The 15,147-nt window shown below is 74.4% G+C and carries 16 protein-coding genes; 9 read left to right on the plus strand and 7 right to left on the minus strand.

The window, feature by feature from the left end:
• Positions 1-3 precede the first annotated feature (3 nt).
• Complete coding sequence (locus ACZ499_RS07755; protein ID WP_468673196.1) at positions 4-1,095, minus strand: adenosine deaminase; 1,092 nt, start codon at positions 1,093-1,095, stop codon at positions 4-6.
• A gap of 32 nt (positions 1,096-1,127) precedes the next feature.
• Entirely contained in the window at positions 1,128-1,868 is a 741-nt protein-coding gene (locus ACZ499_RS07760; RefSeq protein ID WP_385820517.1) for a GntR family transcriptional regulator, read from the minus strand.
• 206 nt (positions 1,869-2,074) lie between these two features.
• On the opposite strand from ACZ499_RS07760, the gene ACZ499_RS07765 reads away from it, so the two are divergent.
• The 4 genes from ACZ499_RS07765 (at position 2,075) to ACZ499_RS07780 (ending at position 5,603) form a co-directional block, all read left to right on the plus strand.
• The gene (locus ACZ499_RS07765) at positions 2,075-2,323 is read left to right on the plus strand and encodes a LapA family protein (protein WP_468673197.1); all 249 of its coding nucleotides are present in this window, start codon (positions 2,075-2,077) and stop codon (positions 2,321-2,323) included.
• A gap of 64 nt (positions 2,324-2,387) precedes the next feature.
• Positions 2,388-2,825 (plus strand): YdeI/OmpD-associated family protein, encoded by a 438-nt coding sequence (locus ACZ499_RS07770; RefSeq protein WP_468673198.1) that lies wholly within the window; start codon positions 2,388-2,390, stop codon positions 2,823-2,825.
• Positions 2,826-2,950: 125 nt separating this feature from the next.
• Complete coding sequence (locus ACZ499_RS07775) at positions 2,951-3,499, plus strand: GNAT family N-acetyltransferase (RefSeq protein ID WP_468673199.1); 549 nt, start codon at positions 2,951-2,953, stop codon at positions 3,497-3,499.
• Positions 3,500-3,632: 133 nt separating this feature from the next.
• Positions 3,633-5,603, plus strand: coding sequence for a DUF5107 domain-containing protein (locus tag ACZ499_RS07780; RefSeq protein ID WP_468673200.1), 1,971 nt, complete (start codon positions 3,633-3,635; stop codon positions 5,601-5,603).
• A 298-nt stretch (positions 5,604-5,901) separates the two neighbouring features.
• Here the strand turns inward: ACZ499_RS07780 and ACZ499_RS07785 are convergent, their stop codons facing one another.
• Positions 5,902-6,249: a VOC family protein gene (locus ACZ499_RS07785; protein ID WP_468407371.1), complete on the minus strand. Its 348-nt coding sequence runs from the start codon at positions 6,247-6,249 to the stop codon at positions 5,902-5,904.
• Positions 6,250-6,273: 24 nt separating this feature from the next.
• Positions 6,274-7,083 (minus strand): class I SAM-dependent methyltransferase, encoded by an 810-nt coding sequence (locus tag ACZ499_RS07790; RefSeq protein ID WP_468673201.1) that lies wholly within the window; start codon positions 7,081-7,083, stop codon positions 6,274-6,276.
• Between the two features lie 227 nt (positions 7,084-7,310).
• On the opposite strand from ACZ499_RS07790, the gene ACZ499_RS07795 reads away from it, so the two are divergent.
• Positions 7,311-8,069, plus strand: coding sequence for an MBL fold metallo-hydrolase (locus ACZ499_RS07795; protein ID WP_468673202.1), 759 nt, complete (start codon positions 7,311-7,313; stop codon positions 8,067-8,069).
• An 18-nt stretch (positions 8,070-8,087) separates the two neighbouring features.
• On the opposite strand, the gene ACZ499_RS07800 is transcribed toward ACZ499_RS07795, so the two are convergent.
• Positions 8,088-9,647: a diacylglycerol kinase family protein gene (locus ACZ499_RS07800; RefSeq protein WP_468673203.1), complete on the minus strand. Its 1,560-nt coding sequence runs from the start codon at positions 9,645-9,647 to the stop codon at positions 8,088-8,090.
• Between the two features lie 74 nt (positions 9,648-9,721).
• Between ACZ499_RS07800 and ACZ499_RS07805 the strand changes: the two genes are divergently transcribed.
• Positions 9,722-10,312, plus strand: a complete 591-nt coding sequence (locus ACZ499_RS07805) for a TIGR03086 family metal-binding protein (protein WP_468673204.1) — start codon at positions 9,722-9,724, stop codon at positions 10,310-10,312.
• Positions 10,313-10,319: 7 nt separating this feature from the next.
• Here ACZ499_RS07805 and ACZ499_RS07810 read toward each other — a convergent pair whose 3' ends face one another.
• Positions 10,320-10,799, minus strand: coding sequence for a CBS domain-containing protein (locus ACZ499_RS07810; protein ID WP_468673205.1), 480 nt, complete (start codon positions 10,797-10,799; stop codon positions 10,320-10,322).
• A gap of 272 nt (positions 10,800-11,071) precedes the next feature.
• On the opposite strand from ACZ499_RS07810, the gene ACZ499_RS07815 reads away from it, so the two are divergent.
• Positions 11,072-11,905 carry an RNA polymerase sigma factor SigF gene (locus tag ACZ499_RS07815; protein ID WP_385533194.1) on the plus strand — a complete coding sequence of 278 codons (834 nt, stop codon included), beginning with the start codon at positions 11,072-11,074 and terminating at the stop codon, positions 11,903-11,905.
• Here ACZ499_RS07815 and ACZ499_RS07820 read toward each other — a convergent pair.
• Entirely contained in the window at positions 11,817-13,019 is a 1,203-nt protein-coding gene (locus tag ACZ499_RS07820; protein ID WP_468673206.1) for a PAS domain-containing protein, read from the minus strand. The two genes, ACZ499_RS07815 and ACZ499_RS07820, sit on opposite strands and share 89 nt — an antisense overlap.
• Before the next feature lie 115 nt (positions 13,020-13,134).
• Here ACZ499_RS07820 and ACZ499_RS07825 point away from each other — a divergent pair, with 115 nt between their 5' ends.
• Together ACZ499_RS07825 and ACZ499_RS07830 are read left to right on the plus strand one after the other, a co-directional pair.
• The gene (locus ACZ499_RS07825; RefSeq protein ID WP_468673207.1) at positions 13,135-13,797 is read left to right on the plus strand and encodes an ANTAR domain-containing response regulator; all 663 of its coding nucleotides are present in this window, start codon (positions 13,135-13,137) and stop codon (positions 13,795-13,797) included.
• 135 nt (positions 13,798-13,932) lie between these two features.
• Positions 13,933-15,147, plus strand: a complete 1,215-nt coding sequence (locus ACZ499_RS07830; protein WP_468673208.1) for an aminotransferase class I/II-fold pyridoxal phosphate-dependent enzyme — start codon at positions 13,933-13,935, stop codon at positions 15,145-15,147.

The following is a 15,147-nucleotide window of genomic DNA, read 5'->3' on the forward strand; positions in this document are numbered from 1 at the left end:
CCGCTACAGGGCGGCGTAGCCCGGGCGGATCAGCTCGTCGATGATGCGGCGGCGCTCCGGCAGCGGCAGGAACGCGGCCTCCACGGCGGCGACGGTGAACTGCTCGAACACCTCGGGCCCGTAGCCGAAGGCGTCCACCATGTGCTGGAACTCCTCGCTCATGGTGGTGCCGGAGACCAGCCGGTTGTCGGTGTTCAGGGTGACCCGGAAGCCGAGGCGGCGCAGCAGGTCGATCGGGTGCGAGGCGTAGTCCTTGGCCGCGCCCGTCTGGAGGTTGGAGGTCGGGCAGACCTCCAGCGCGACGCGGTTGTCGCGCAGGTAGGAGGCGAGGTGGCCGAGGTCGGCCGTGCCGTCCTCGTGCACCGTGATGTCATCGGTGATCCGCACGCCGTGGCCGACGCGCTCGGCGCCGCAGATCTGCACGGCCTCGTGGATCGACTCCGCGCCGACGGCCTCGCCCGCGTGGATGGTGAAGTGGCAGTTCGACCGCTTCAGGTGCTGGAAGGCGGGGAGGTGGCGGGCCGGCGGGTTGCCGATCTCGCCGCCCGCGATGTCGAAGCCGGCCACTCCGCGGTCGCGGTGGGCCACGGTGAGCTCGGCGATCTCCAGGGAGCGGTCGGTGTGGCGCATCCCGGTGAGCAGGGCGCGGACGGTGATCCGGCCGCCGGTCCGGCGCTCGCCCTCGCGGAATCCCGCGTTCACCGCGTCGACGACCTCGTCGAGGGTGAGCCCGCGCTCCAGGTGCTGCTCGGGCGCGTACCGCACCTCCGCGTAGACGACCCCGTCCGCCGCCAGGTCCTCGGCGCACTCCGCCGCGATCCGCTCCAGCGCCTCGCGGGTCTGCATCACCGCGCAGGTGTGGGCGAAGGTCTCCAGATAGCGCTCAAGGGAGCCGGAGTCGGCCGCGTCGCGGAACCAGACCGCGAGCGCCGCCGGGTCCTCGGTCGGCAGGCTCTCGTAGCCGCACGCGCGGGCCAGCTCGACGATCGTGGCGGGGCGCAGACCACCGTCGAGGTGGTCGTGGAGGACGGCCTTGGGCGCGCGGCGTATCCAGTCGGCAACGGGCTGGGCGGCGGTGTTGTCAGACAAGTGCATGACCGGGGAGTGTACAGCCTCGGCCGCTCGCGCTAGGAGCTCTGCAGTACGGGCAGCGCCGGGGCCCCGGTCGGCAGCATGTGCTTGGCGGCGAGGACGGGGGTGCCCTCCACCCGTACGACCTGCGTGATCAGTACGGCGGGGGTATCGGCCGGGCGGTCCAGCTGCTCGCCCCGGCGGCGTCCGAGCAGGGTCGCCGTGACCCCGCTGTGCGCGGTCAGCGGCACGCCCCGGGAGGCGTCCGTCAGCACCGCGAGCATCGAGCGGGCGGGCTCGTCGGCCAAGGCGGCGGCGAATGCCGGGTGCAGCCGTTCGAGCACGTCCTGGGGAGCGGCCCACTCATGGCAGAGCGCCACCGCCAGCGCCTCCCCGACCAGTACCGTCTCCCAGAACCGCAGCTCCGCACCGGCGGCGGGGAGCAGATGCTGGGTGGTGAAGTCGGTCGGCTCCTCGACGCTGCGCAGCAGGGCCCGCACCCGTACCGGGCCGCCCGTGCCGAGCAGCTCCTCCAGTGGCTGGAGCTGCTCGAAGCCGCGCCGGGGCGGGTGGTCGTTGACGGTCCGCCCCACGCCCCGGCGCACCGAGAGCAGCCCGTCCTCCTGGAGGAGCAGCAGCGCCTCGCGCAGCGCCGGGCGGCTCACCCCCAGCTCGCCCGCGAGCCTGGGCTCCGAGGGCAGGGTGGAGCCCGGCGGATAGGTGCCGTCGTGGATCGCGTCGGCGATCCGCTCGTACAGGGCGACGACCGGCCTGCGCTGCTGTCCGCTGACTGCCATGGCGCAAGCATGGCCCGGCCGCCACTTGTCTGACAAGGCGGGCTCGGATGTGCGGCGGGCCCCGGGCCGGGCCCGGATGCCCGGCTCACCCGTACGGCCCGCTCCGAGACAGCTTCCCGTACGGGACCCGGCCATCCTGTACGGAAGGGGTGTCACCACCCCTCGAAGGCACGCACGCCAGCACCACCCCCAGAAAGGGCCGGGTCATGAGCCCCAAGGACGCGCCGGGCGGGATGAAGGGCGGCACGGGGTTCGGGGGCGCCCTCACGCCGTCACGGATCGCGGTCGTCACGATCGCGGTCCTCGCCCTGATCTTCATCTTCGAGAACACCCGCCAGGTCAAGATCCGGCTGCTGATCCCCGAGGTCTCCACGCCGCTCTATCTGGCGCTGCTCGCGGTGTTCGTGGTCGGGGTGATCTGCGGCGGCTACTTCATCCGCCGACGGGGCAAATGATCGGCAACTCCCGGTATATCGTGGCTGGTTGAGACGACACACGGTACGGACGAGGAGTGCGAGCATGAAGTTCAAGGCCACGGTCATCCCGTCCGGGAACGCGCTGGGCGTCGAGGTGCCGCAGAAGGTCGTCGACGAGCTCGGGCAGGGCAAGCGGCCCCCGGTGGTCGTCGCGATCAACGGCCACTCCTGGCGCACCAGGGTCGCCGCCATGCGCGGCCAGATCCTCATCGGCATCAGCGCGGCCAACCGCGAGGCGAGCGGGGTCGACCTGGGCGAGGAGATCGAGGTCGACCTCCAGCTCGACGACGAGCCGCGTGTGGTGGAGGCGCCGGACGACCTCGCGGCCGTGCTCGACGCGGACCCCGCGCTGCGCGGGGCGTACGAGCGGATGGCCTTCAGCCTCAAGCGCAAGCAGGTCGGGGAGATCGAGAGCGCCAAGAGCCCCGAGACGCGGCAGCGGCGCATCGACAAGCTGGTCGAGTCGCTCAGGGGCAAGTAACGCCGGCTCCGACTGCCCCCGGCTCCGCCGGCCCTTCGCACTCCCACGCCCGCACGGGGACCCGGATGTCCCCCCACCGGGCCTGCCCTCTCTCCCGGCGCCCGCCGGCCCCGTACCCTGACCCGATGCCCGACAAGATCACGTACCTCGCCGAGGGCCCCCGCGTGGGCATCCGGCACTTCACGCAGGACGACGCGGGGGAGTTCACCGCGCTCGCGCGGGAGAGCCGGTCCCTGCACGCGCCGTGGCTCTTCCCGCCGACCGACCCCGACGCCTACGCGACGTACGCGGGGCGGCTGATGGAGGACCCGGCCCGGTACGGGTTCCTGGTGTGCACGCGGGAGGACGACCGGATCGCCGGGTTCATCAACATCAACAACGTCGTCCAGGGCGCGTTCCTGAGCGGGGCGCTCGGCTACGGCGCCTTCGCGCACGCCGCCGGGCGCGGGCTGATGGGCGAAGGGCTGGACCTGGTCACCCGGTACGCGTTCGCCACGCTCGGCCTGCACCGCCTGGAGGTGAACATCCAGCCCGGCAACGTCGCCTCCATCGGCCTGGTGCGCCGCGCCGGATACCGACTGGAGGGCTTCTCGCCGGACTTCCTCTTCATCGACGGCGCCTGGCGCGACCACGAACGCTGGGCGATCACGGCGGAGATGGTCGAGCCGCGCTGATTCCCGCCGGGCGGATGCCTTTGCGCAATCCTGACCAGGGGATGCTCTGGTCAGTGCGGCGCGCGCCGTGTTCCATGGTCACGGGGCGGCCGCAAGGACGGGGCGGCCGACCGCGCGAGGGAATGAGGTTGTCTTGGTCACGACCGTGCGACGTTCCGTACTGACCCTGCCCGCCGCCCCGTTGGGGCTGCCCAACCCGCTGCCCGCGCTGCGGCCGCTCGACGAGATGCACGCCCTCGACGAGAGCGCCCGCGAAGGCCTGCCGCGCGACATGGCCCGGCAGATCGGCTACGAGCCGCTGGAGACGGTCCTCCCGGTACGGATCCTCGACGGCTACGGCCGCGAGCGCACCCCCACCGAGCTGGACACCCTCGTCCTGGAGAACTCCCGGCTGCGCGTCACCGTACTGCCCGGCCTCGGCGGCCGGATCCGCTCCCTCTTCCACAAGCCGACCGGGCGTGAACTCCTCTACGCCAACCCCGTGTTGCAGCCCGCCGACTTCGCGCTGAACGGCGCCTGGTTCTCCGGCGGCATCGAGTGGAACATCGGCGCCACCGGCCACACCACTCTCTCCTGCGCGCCGGTGCACGCGGCCACCGTCCCGGCCCCCGACGGCGGCGAGATGCTGCGCCTGTGGGAGTGGGAGCGGCTGCGCGACCTGCCGTTCCAGGTGGACCTCTGGCTGCCCGAGGACTCCGACTTCCTGTACGTGGGTGTACGCGTCCGCAACCCGCACGAGCGGACCGCGCCCGTCTACTGGTGGTCCAACATCGCCGTGGAGGAGGGCGAGCGCACCCGCGTCCTTGCCCCTGCCGACCGGGCCTGGTACTTCGGATACGCGCGCACGCTGCGGCAGGTGCCGGTCCCCGAGTGGGACGGCGCCGACCGTACGTATCCGCTGCGCGGCGAGCACCCTGCCGACTACTTCTACGAGGTGCCCGACGGCGCCCGCCGCTGGATCGCCTCGCTCGACGCCTCCGGGCAGGGCCTGGTCCAGACGTCGACCGATCTGCTGCGGGGACGCAAGCTGTTCCTGTGGGGCTCGGGCCGGGGCGGGCGGCGCTGGCAGGAGTGGCTGACCGAGTCCGGGACCGCCGGCTACGCGGAGATCCAGGCGGGCCTGGCGCGCACCCAGCTGGAGCACGTTCCGCTGGAGGCGGGCGCGGAGTTCGCCTGGCTGGAGGCGTATGGCCCGCTCGCCGCCGCCCCCGGGCCCGTGCACGGCGACGACTGGCCGGCGGCGCGCGGCGAGGTGGCGGGGCGGCTGGAGGCGGTACTGCCGCGTGAGCGCGTCGAGGAGGCGTACGCGGCCTGGCGCCCGTACGCCGACACCGAGCCCACCCAGTCGCTGGCCACCGGGTCCGGGTGGGGCGCGCTCGAAGTGCTGCGGGGGAGCCTGAAGCTGCCGGGGACGCCGTTCGCCGAGGCCACGCTCGGCGAAGAGCAGGCGCCCTGGCTGGAGTTGCTGCGCGCCGGGGCGCTGCCCGAGCCGCGCCGGGTCGTCCCGCCCGGGCCGACACTGGTGGCCCCGCACTGGCGCGACATGCTGGAGACGGCGCCCGCCTCCCCGCTCACCGAGTACCACCTCGGGGTCGCGCAGTGGCACGCGGGCGACCGGGCGCAGGCGGTACGCAGCTGGGAGCGCGGGCTTCCGCTCGCCCCCTCGCGCTGGCCGCTGCTGCGCTGCCTGGCCGTCGCGGACCGGCTCGCGGGCAACACGGACCGGGCCGCCTCGCTGTACGCGGAGGCGTTCGACGACCTGTGCGCGGAGAGGCGGGACGGGGAGCACTGGGTTGCGGCGACCGCCGCGCTGGGGCGGGAGGCTATCGGGGCGCTGCTCGGCGCGGGGCGCCCGGCGGATGCCCGCGCGGTGTGGGGTCGGCTCCGGCCCCCTGTGCAGGGGCGTGGTGCGTTTCGGCTTCTGGAGGCGCGACTTCTGCTCGCCGAGGGGGATTTGGCGGGGGCGCGAGCCGTCTTCGACGAGGGTTTCGAAGTGGCTGACCTGCGTGAAGGCGCGGAGATACTGGGCGAGGTGTGGGCCCGGATCACGGACGAGCCGTTGCCGGAACGGTATGACTACCGGATGCGGCCGGAGGCACTCTAGGGCGTGTTTCGAAAGTAGCGTCGTCCGCCCGAAGGGCGGGCCCGGCGGCGTCTGGTGCGTGCGATCGCAAGGCGGAGGGTCGCCCCGATACTGGTTGTATCGGGGTGATCCCGACAACGCGGCGAGCGTGCGTGCCAGACGCCGCCGGGCAGACGGGACTTTCGAAACACGCCCTAGGGGGCGCGGCTCTCGGGTGCGGACCGTGGTGGGCTGGTCACGCCCACGCGGCGGAGCCGCACGATGTCACAGCCCCGCGCCCCTGAAGGTGCGCCCCGCGGGGGCGCACCCCCTCCGGGAACTACCCCCTGTGGTCCACGTACTCGAAGACCGCGCCGTCCGGGTGTACCGCGATCAGATTGCGGCCCACCGGGGTGGGGACCGGGCCCGCGATGACGCGGGCGCCCACCCCGGTGAGGGCGCGGTAGGCGTCGTCGACGTCCTTGACGGCGATCGTGGCCGAAACCTTGCGCAGGATCTCCAGCTCCGACTCCGGACCGCTCATCAGCAGGAAGCAGCCGACCGCGGCGACCGACACTCCGCCGCGTTCGAAGCGCAGGGCTTTGCTTCCGGTGAGGCGTTCGTAGAAGACCACCGAGGTCTCCAGATCGTCGACGCAGATGCGCAGTGTCGTTCCGAGGATCTCCATACGTACGAGCCTAGTTGGTGACGGTCACACGCGGCAGAGGATCTCGCCGTGGGGGACCATGAACCACGCGTCGTCGTCGGCGCCCCACGTCCGCCACCCCTCGGCGATCGCCGCGAGGGCTGCCTCGGTGGCGTGTCCTCCGTCCACCGCGAGCCGCGCGTACGAGGACGCCACCGTGCGGTCCGCCCACAGTCCGCTCCACCAGGTGCGCTCGTCGGGTGTGGCGAAACACCAGGTCGAGGCGGTGGAGGTGATGTCGGTGAACCCGGCCTTGCGCGCCCAGGACCGCAGCCGCCGCCCGGCGTCCGGCTCGCCGCCGTTGGCCCGGGCGACCCGGTGGTACAGCTCCAGCCACCCGTCCAGGGCCGGGACTTCGGGGAACCAGGCGAAGGCGCCGTAGTCGCTGTCGCGCACCGCGACCAGACCGCCGGGCCGGGTGACCCGGCGCATCTCGCGCAGCGCCTGGACGGGGTCGCCCACGTGTTGCAGCACCTGGTGGGCGTGGACGACGTCGAAGGAGTCGTCGGGGTGGTCGAGGGCGTGGACGTCCGCGACGGCGAAGGCCATGTTGAGCTGCCCGCGCTCCTCGGCGTACGCGCGCGCCTGCCCGACGATGCCGGGCGCCGCGTCGACGGCGGTGACCTGGCCGTCCGGGACCAGTGCGGCCAGGTCGGCGGAGATGGTGCCGGGTCCGCAGCCGATGTCCAGGACCCGGGCGTCCGGCTTGAGTTCACCGATGAGGTATGCGGCGGAGTTGGCGGCGGTGCGCCAACTGTGCGAGCGCAGTACGGACTCGTGGTGGCCGTGGGTGTAGACGGCGGTCTCCTTCGGCATGACCGGCTCCCTCTCTCGACGTTCTCGCGGTCGGTACGGCCACCGTACGCCGCCGTGTCGGATGCTGAGACCTGCGTTTCGCCATATGGACAGCGCGGGCCCGCCCGCCGGGCGCGCTCCGGGGCAGCCGCGCGCCGTCGAGTCGCCACTACCGCCGGGGGTGGAACAAGCCGTAGCGTCGGGTGCGTTACCCCTGCCGAGCAAGAATGATCACTTGGGAGGGCACCATGGGTGAGGTATCGATCCGGTACGTGGGCGGGCCGACCGCCGTCGTGGACATCTGCGGCTTCCGGCTGGTCACCGACCCGACCTTCGACGCCCCGGGCGACTATCCGATCGGCGACCGCAAGCTGGTCAAGACGGCCGGACCCGCGGTCGAGGCCGACGAGACCGGGGCCGTGGACGCGGTGTTGCTCTCGCACGATCAGCACCCCGACAACCTGGACGAGGCCGGGCGCGCCTACCTGGACCGGGTGCCGCTCGTCCTGTCGACGCCCGCCGCGCACGGCAGGCTCGGGGATGCCGTGACGGCGCTGCCCAACTGGGAGACGTACGAGCTCGGCGAGCGGCTGCGGATCACCGGTGTGCCCGCGCTGCACGGGCCCGAGGGCGCCGAGTCGCTGGCCGGCGAGGTCACCGGCTTCGTCCTGCACGGCGACGCGGTGCCGACCGTCTACGTCAGCGGTGACAACGCCTCGCTGGACCACGTCCGCGCGGTGGCCGAGCGGTTCGGGCCGGTCGACGTGGCCGTGCTCTTCGCCGGGGCCGCGCGCACCCCGCTCTTCGACGGCGCTCCGCTGACCCTGACCAGCGAGGCCGCCGCCGAGGCCGCCCAGATCCTGGGCGCCCGCCATGTGGTGCCGCTCCACTTCGAGCACTGGGGCCACTTCAGCGAGGGCGCGGACACCCTGACCGAGGCGTTCGCCGCCGCCGGGCTCAGCGAGCGGCTGCGGCTGCTGAAGCCCGGGGCGACCTTCACGGACTAGGACAGGTCCCGGGCCCGGTCAACGGTCGTACGCGGGCGGCCGGTTGCCCGGCCCCCTCGTCACGGGCCGGTACACCGTCAGTGCCTCGGGCAGCTTGTCGACCGTCAACTCGCCCTCTATGTGGGCGACTTCACCGTCGTACGCCACCGACGTGCCCGGCGCGAGCCCGCCGATGCGCAGTCGGCGCATCCGCTGGGCCGCGTGGACGGGGGAGCGGCTGAGCGGCCCGGCGAGCGCAGCCGCGAGCAGCCGGAGCCCGGGCAGCCGGCCGCCCTGCACCAAGCGGACGTCGAGCAGCCCGTCCGCCAGGTCGTAGCGGTGGGCCGGGGCCGGGCCGAGGCGCTGGTAGATGCAGTTGCCCGCGAACAGCATCCACAGCGCGTGGGGTGTGCCGCTCAGCTCGGCCTCCAGGGGCCGCTCGCCGCGCAGCACCTCGTACGCCGCGAGCACCCCGGCGGGCCAGCCGCCGATCCGGGGCGACCAGCGCTCGCGCAGCCGCACCAGCTCCGGGTAGACGCCGAGGCTGAAGGTGTTGACGAAGTACCCGGCGGCGTCGCCGCCGGGGCCGGGTGTGAACCGGCCGAGGTCCACTTTGACGGCGTCACCCGAGGCCAGCGCGCGGGCGGTGTCCTGGACCTCCTCGATGCCCAGGTCGTAAGCGAAGTGGTTGAGGGTGCCACCGGGGAACACCGCGAGCGGGACGCCGTGCCGGGCGGCGGCCGCCGCCGCCCGGTTCACCGTGCCGTCGCCGCCGCACACCCCGAGCGCCCGCCCGCGCCGGGCCGCCTTGTCGAGCGTTGCCGTCAGGTCCTCGGGGGCGCACTCCACCACCTCGGCCAGCGGCAGCGCGTCGCGCACCGCGGCGGCCTTCGCGGCGGACGTGCCGGAGGCCTCGTTGACCACGACCACCAGGTGCTCGCCGCCGGGCAGCGCGGGCGCGTCCGTGTACGGCCGCCCGGGCGCGGGCAACTGGCGCCGGGTGGGCACCAGGCCCCGTACGGCGAAGGCCGCGCCGACGCCGAGGGCCGCGCCCACCAGAACGTCGCCCGGATAGTGCACCCCGGTGTACACCCGGGAGGCGGCCACCGAGAAGGCGACCGGAGCCACCACCGCGCCCCAGCCCAGCGACTCCAGGGCCACCCCGGTCGCGAAGGCCGCCGCCGATGCGGAGTGCCCGGACGGGAAGGACGTGGTGATCGGCTGGTTCTTCAACTGCCGCACCAGCGGCACCAGTTCCAGTATCGGCCGGGGTCTGCGCACCGACCGCTTGGCCACCGTGTTGACGGTCGCCGAGGCGAGCGCGAGCGAGGCCACCCCGCGCAGCGCCGCCCGCCGCGCCCGGGGCGAGCCGGTGGCCGCCATCGCGGCGGCGGCGCCGAACCACAGCAGCCCGTGGTCGGCGGCCCGGCTCAGCCGCGGCAGCACGGCGCGGGCGCCCGGCCAGTTCCGGTCGGCGGCCACCCGGAACAGCGCCAGGTCGTGGGCGCTCAGCCGGCGGGGCAGGCCGGTGGACCAGATGGCCCGCTTGGCGGAGACGGGCCGCAGGGGCGGTACGGACGGCAGAGACGGAAAAGACATGGCCCATGGGTACCCGCCCGCCGTCAGCGCAATCCGTGCTTGAGCCTTACGCCCCCGTCCGGGAGAGTTGCCCCATGGATTCCCCTGCGTCTGCGGACCACGCCCAGCTCCTCGACCGCCACCGCGAGGCCATCGCCTTCTTCGGCTCCCGCGTCCACGCCGTCCGGCCCGACCAGTGGGACCTGCCCACGCCGTGCGCCGAGTGGTCGGTGCGGGACCTCGTCAGCCATCTGGCCGTGGAGCAGCTGTGGGTGCCGCCGCTGGTCGCGGAGGGCCGCACCATCGCCGACGTCGGGGACGCCTTCGACGGCGATGTGCTCGGCGCGGACCCGGTGGGCGTGTGGGAGTCGGCGCAGGCCGCCGCGGTGGCCGCGTTCGCCGGGCCGGGCGCGCTCGACGGCACGGTCCACCTCTCGTACGGCAAGACGCCCGCCGCCGCGTACTGCTCGCAGATGGTGGCGGACGCGGTGGTGCACGCCTGGGACCTCTCCCGGGCGATCGGCGCGGACGAGCGGCTGCCGGACGCCCTGGTCGACGCGGCGGCGCGGGAGTTCGGCGGGTACGCCGACGAGCTGCCCCGCAGCATGTTCGACGCGCCCGTGACGGTGCCCGCGGAAGCCGACGCCCAGACACGGCTGCTCGCCATGCTGGGCCGGTCCGCCTGACGGCGGATCAGAACGCTTGAGGGGGACCGGACCGGTCGGCCGGCCCCCCTTGCCGGGGCACCTGCGGCCAGGTCTGCGGGGCGGCCCGGCTGATGTCCCCGAGCGCCGGAGGGGGGTCCTGACGGGCGGCGACGTCCCCGAGGCTCAGCATGCCCAGCGGCCGCCCGCCCTCGACCACCGGCAGTCGGCGCACCGCGTGCCGCCGCATCAGCCGCACCGCCGTCACCAGCTCGTCGTCGGGGCCCACGCACACCGGTGAACGGGTGCACACGGACTGGACGCTGACGGTCAGCGGGTCGGCGCCGTCGGCCACCGCCCGCAGGGTGATGTCCCGGTCGGTGAGCACCCCGATCAGCTGGTCGCCCCGCGCGACCAGCACGCCCCCGATGTCCTGGGCGCGCATCAGCTGGGCCGCTTCGACCAGCGAGGCATCGGGCCGTACGGCCGCGACACCCGCCGTCATGACTTCCCGGACGTACCGTGCCATCGCTGTCCGCCTCGTCTCCGTCTCGTCTCCGTCTCGTCTCCGTCTCGGCTCCGTCCCGCCGCAGTACCCAGCCTCGTTCCGTCCATGCCCGGACACGGGGGTGTTTGGAGTGTGTGGACCCGGGCAGGCGCACCTCGTGCTTCGGACCGGAGGCACGTCCGTGGGAGCGGCTGTCCGCTCCGGGCGTGCCCGTGCCGTCGGCCGGGGCACCCGGCGCAGCCCTCCCAGCGGTGACCACATCCGACTCCACCGTTCAGGGAGCTGTTCCCCGCATGCGTACTCACGCACAGGCCACAGCGAAGCACCCGCACGACGACGCCCCCGACACCGCCGCCGCGTTCGCGCGGCTGGCCGCCCTGCCCGACGGCCCCGAACGGCACGCGCTGCGCCAGGACCTGGTCCGGGCCTGGCTGCCCATGGCCGAGCGGCTGGCCGGCCGGTTCCGCAACCGGGGCGAGGCCCTCGACGACCTGCGCCAGGTGGCCGCCCTCGGGCTGGTCAAGGCAGTCGACCGGTACGACCCGGAGCACGGCGCCGCGTTCGAGAGCTTCGCGGTGCCGACCATCACCGGCGAGCTCAAGCGCCACTTCCGCGACCACATGTGGACCCTGCACGTGCCCCGCCGGGTCCAGGACCTGCGCGGCCGGGTCCGCGCCGCCCGCCAGGAGCTCATGCAGACCGCCGGCACCCGCAACCCCTCCGTGGCGGACATCGCCGCGCACACCGGGATGACCGAGGACGAGGTCAAGGCCGGTCTCGAAGCGCTCGAAAGCTTCTCCGCGCTCTCCCTCGACGCCGAACTTCCGGGTGCCGAGGACGGATACAGCCTCAGTGACTCCCTGGGCGCGGTCGACCCGGCGCTCGACATCGTCGTCGACCGCGAGGCCGTCAAACCGGGGCTGCGCCGCCTCCCGCCGCGGGAGCGGCAGATCCTCTACATGCGGTTCTTCCGCGACATGACGCAGAGCAGGATCGCCGAGGACCTGGGCATCTCCCAGATGCACGTCTCCCGGCTGATCACTCGCTGCTGCACTCGGCTGCGGGATCAGGCCCTGCGGGAGCAGGCTCCGGCGGCTCATCACCAGATGGAGCGGGACGCCGCATAGCCAGCGCCACATGACGGGACATCACGTCCATCGCCTGCGCCTCGGCCATGGAGAACGGCCGGGCCGGCCCCGTACGGAAGAGCGTGAGCACGCCCTGTACGGGACCGGGCGCGCCGAGCGGCACGCACAGCAGGGACGTCACGTCCGCGCGGGCCAGGACCGGCGTGCCCGAGGGGTCGTGGCCGAACCCGTCGGTGTCCTCCGGCTGCACCTGGAGCGACGTCGCCCCGGCCCGGGCCGCCTCCGCGACCAGCGGGGCACGGGCCGGGTCCTGCCCGGCGACCGCGCGGCGGAGCACGGAGTCCTCCTCGGCCGCAGGGCCGAGCACGGCGACGCGCCGCAGCCCGCCCTCCACCACATCGGCCACCACCCACTGCGCGAAGCGCCCGCACAGCACCCGGGCGGCGGTGGCGAGCACCTCGGTGCGGTCGCCGGGCGGCAGCCGCAGCAGCGCCGCCGCCATCGTGTCCACCAGGTCCATCAGCCGGGCGTGCCGCGTCGACTCGGCGAGATCGGGCACCTCGGGCGGCGGGGCGGCGGCCGAGGCCGCCCGGGATATCCCCGCCTGGAAGACCACCAGGACGCCCGGGTGCGGCTCGTCCGGCGGCCGCAGCGCGGTCAGGGTGGCGAGCAGCGGCTCCTCGGGGCGCCGCTGGAGGCGCACGGTCAGTCCCCGGTCGCCCTCGCCGCGGGCCACGGCCGCCGCCTGCGAGCGGAACGCGGCACGGTCGCCCGGCATCAGCAGGGCGGCCAGCGGCCGCCCGGTCGCGTACCCGGCGCGGGCCCCGGTCAGCCCGGTGGCCGCGAAGTTCAGCCTGCGCACCACGGTTTCGCGGTCGACGAGCGCCACCGGCAGCGGAAGCCGCTGGAACAGCGCCTTGAGCAGCAGCCGCTCCTGCCGGTCGCCCGGCGAGCCGGGCGCGCCGGCGGCCCCGGCGGCGAACTGCTCGTACCGGGGCCACAACTGGTCCACCACGTGCTGGAGTTCGAAGAGCGCGGCGTCGAGGACGGTCAGCTGTTCCCCGTCGGACTGCGAGCGCGCGGTGCGCAGCTCGCCCACCCGTCTGACGAAGTCCGCCAGTTCCTCGCCGAAGTCGTCCGCCGTCTGCGTCATACCAGCAAGCTAGCCGTTCGGACCGTTTCCCGGACCGGGGGCAGGGAAGGCGCGGGTCAGGAGGTTTCCCATGCTCTGCGAGCCGGAACGTCAACGACCGCACTCCGCTTCCCCCGTGGGTCGGCTCTCCCGGCTCGCCGAGCAGTCGGTGCGCTGTGCGCCCGGCTCCTGCGGCGCCGTGGCGACCATCGCCGACAGCGGACCCGACAGCCGGGTCACCGCCACGCACCCGGACCTCGCGCCCCTCGCGAACGTTCAGCTGGCCTGCGGCGACGGGCCCATTCCGACCGCGCTGGACGCCGGGGCCCCGGTGGACACCGAGGACCTGCTGACGGAGAGCCGCTGGCCCGGCTACCGCGCCCTGGCCCTGGAGTCGGGCGTACGGTCCTGTGTCACCCTTCCCTTCCGTCGCTCCGGCATCGAAGTCACCCTCAGCCTCTACAGCTTCCGCCCCGGCTCGCTCGACGAGGCCGTGTGCGGCCCGGTGAGCATCCTCGGCGAGGAGACCACCGCGGGCCTCGTCCGCGACCGCCGCTACCACGCGGCCCTGGCGGAGGTGGAGCAACTGGAGACGGCGTTGCGCTCCCGCCCGGTGATCGACCAGGCCAGCGGCATCGTGATGCATGTGCTCGGGTGCGACGCGGAGGAGGCCTTCGCCGTACTGCGCACCGTCTCGCAGCACGCCAACCGGAAGCTGTCCGAGGTCGCCGAGGGCGTGGTCCGCACCAAGGGCCGCGGCCTGGAGGACCAGCTCGCCGCCGTCCCCCGCCGCGCCTGACCGCCGCCCGCCAGGACCCGTCCGGCACGTCCGGCACGTCCGCGTACGCATGCGGAGCGGCGCCGCCGGGCAAACCTCCGTATAAAGGGCTCAGGGGCCGAAACGGGGGACGGCGGGGTGCGAAGGAGGCGGCGCATGCACGGGACGGTGGCGGAAGGCCGGGGACCCGTCCGCTACGGACCGCCCGCGCCCGGCACCGGGCTGCCCGTCCTGCCCGAGCTGGCCGCGGTCCTGGCGGGCGCCGCCGAGCGCACCGGCCCCGAACCGCCCGGCGGCGGACCCGAGCTGCGCGAGGCCGCCTGCGGCTACTGGCGGCGGCGCGGACTGCGCGGCGACCCCGAGCTGGTGGCCGCCGCGCCGGGCGCCCCGCCGCTCCTGTTCGCCCTGCTCGCCTCGTACGGGGGCGACGTGCTGCTGCCCCGCCCCTGCCCGGCCTGGTGGACCCCGCAGGCCCGGCTGCTCGGGCGGCCCGCCTACCACGTGCCGACCCCGGCCGAGTGCGGCGGCGTCCCCGACCCGTACGCCCTCCTGGAGACCGTGCGCCGGGTGCGCACCGAGGGCGGGGTGCCCCGGCTCCTGGTGCTCTCCGTCGCCGACGACCCGACCGCGACGGTCGCGCCGCCCGAGACCGTACGGGAGGCGTGCGAGGCGGCCGTGGGGGAGGGGCTGCACATCATCAGCGACGAGACCTGGCGCGACACCCTGCACCATCCGCACGACACGGTCCTGTTCAGCCCCGCCGAGATGTGCCCCGACGACGTCACCGTCCTGTCCGATCTGTCGGGCGCGCTCACCCCGGACGGATGGCCCGCCGCCGTCGCCCGCTTCCCGGCCACCGAGCGCGGTGGCGAGGCCAGGGCCCGCGCCCTCGACGTCCTCACCGCCCTCGGCTCGGTCGTGGCGGGCCCGGTCGCGGAGGCCGCCGCCTACGCCCTGGGCGAGCCCGACCCGGTCGCGGTCCGGATGGGCCGGGCCGCCGCCCTGCACGGCACCCTCGCCGAGGCGGCCCACCGCGCGGTCCTCTCCGCCGGGGCCTTCGCCCGGCCCCCGCAGGCGGGCCGCCACCTCTACGCCGACCTCGGCCCCCTCCGCAACCGGCTGGCCGCACGGGGGGTCACGGACTCGATGGACCTTGAGGAGTACCTGACCGGCCGACTCGGCGCCCCCGCCCCCGGCGGCCACCGCTTCGGCGACGAACTGGGCGCGCTGCGCGCCCGGCTCGCCACGCGGCCGCTGCTCGGGGCGACCGAGGAGGAGTGCGCGCGGACGCTGGACGCGGCGCACCCGCTGGAACTGCCGCATGTACAGCGGGCGTTGGCCGCGTTCGGGGAGGCGCTCGACGGGCTGTGA

It is taken from the genome of Streptomyces sp. NPDC031265, assembly GCF_055570295.1.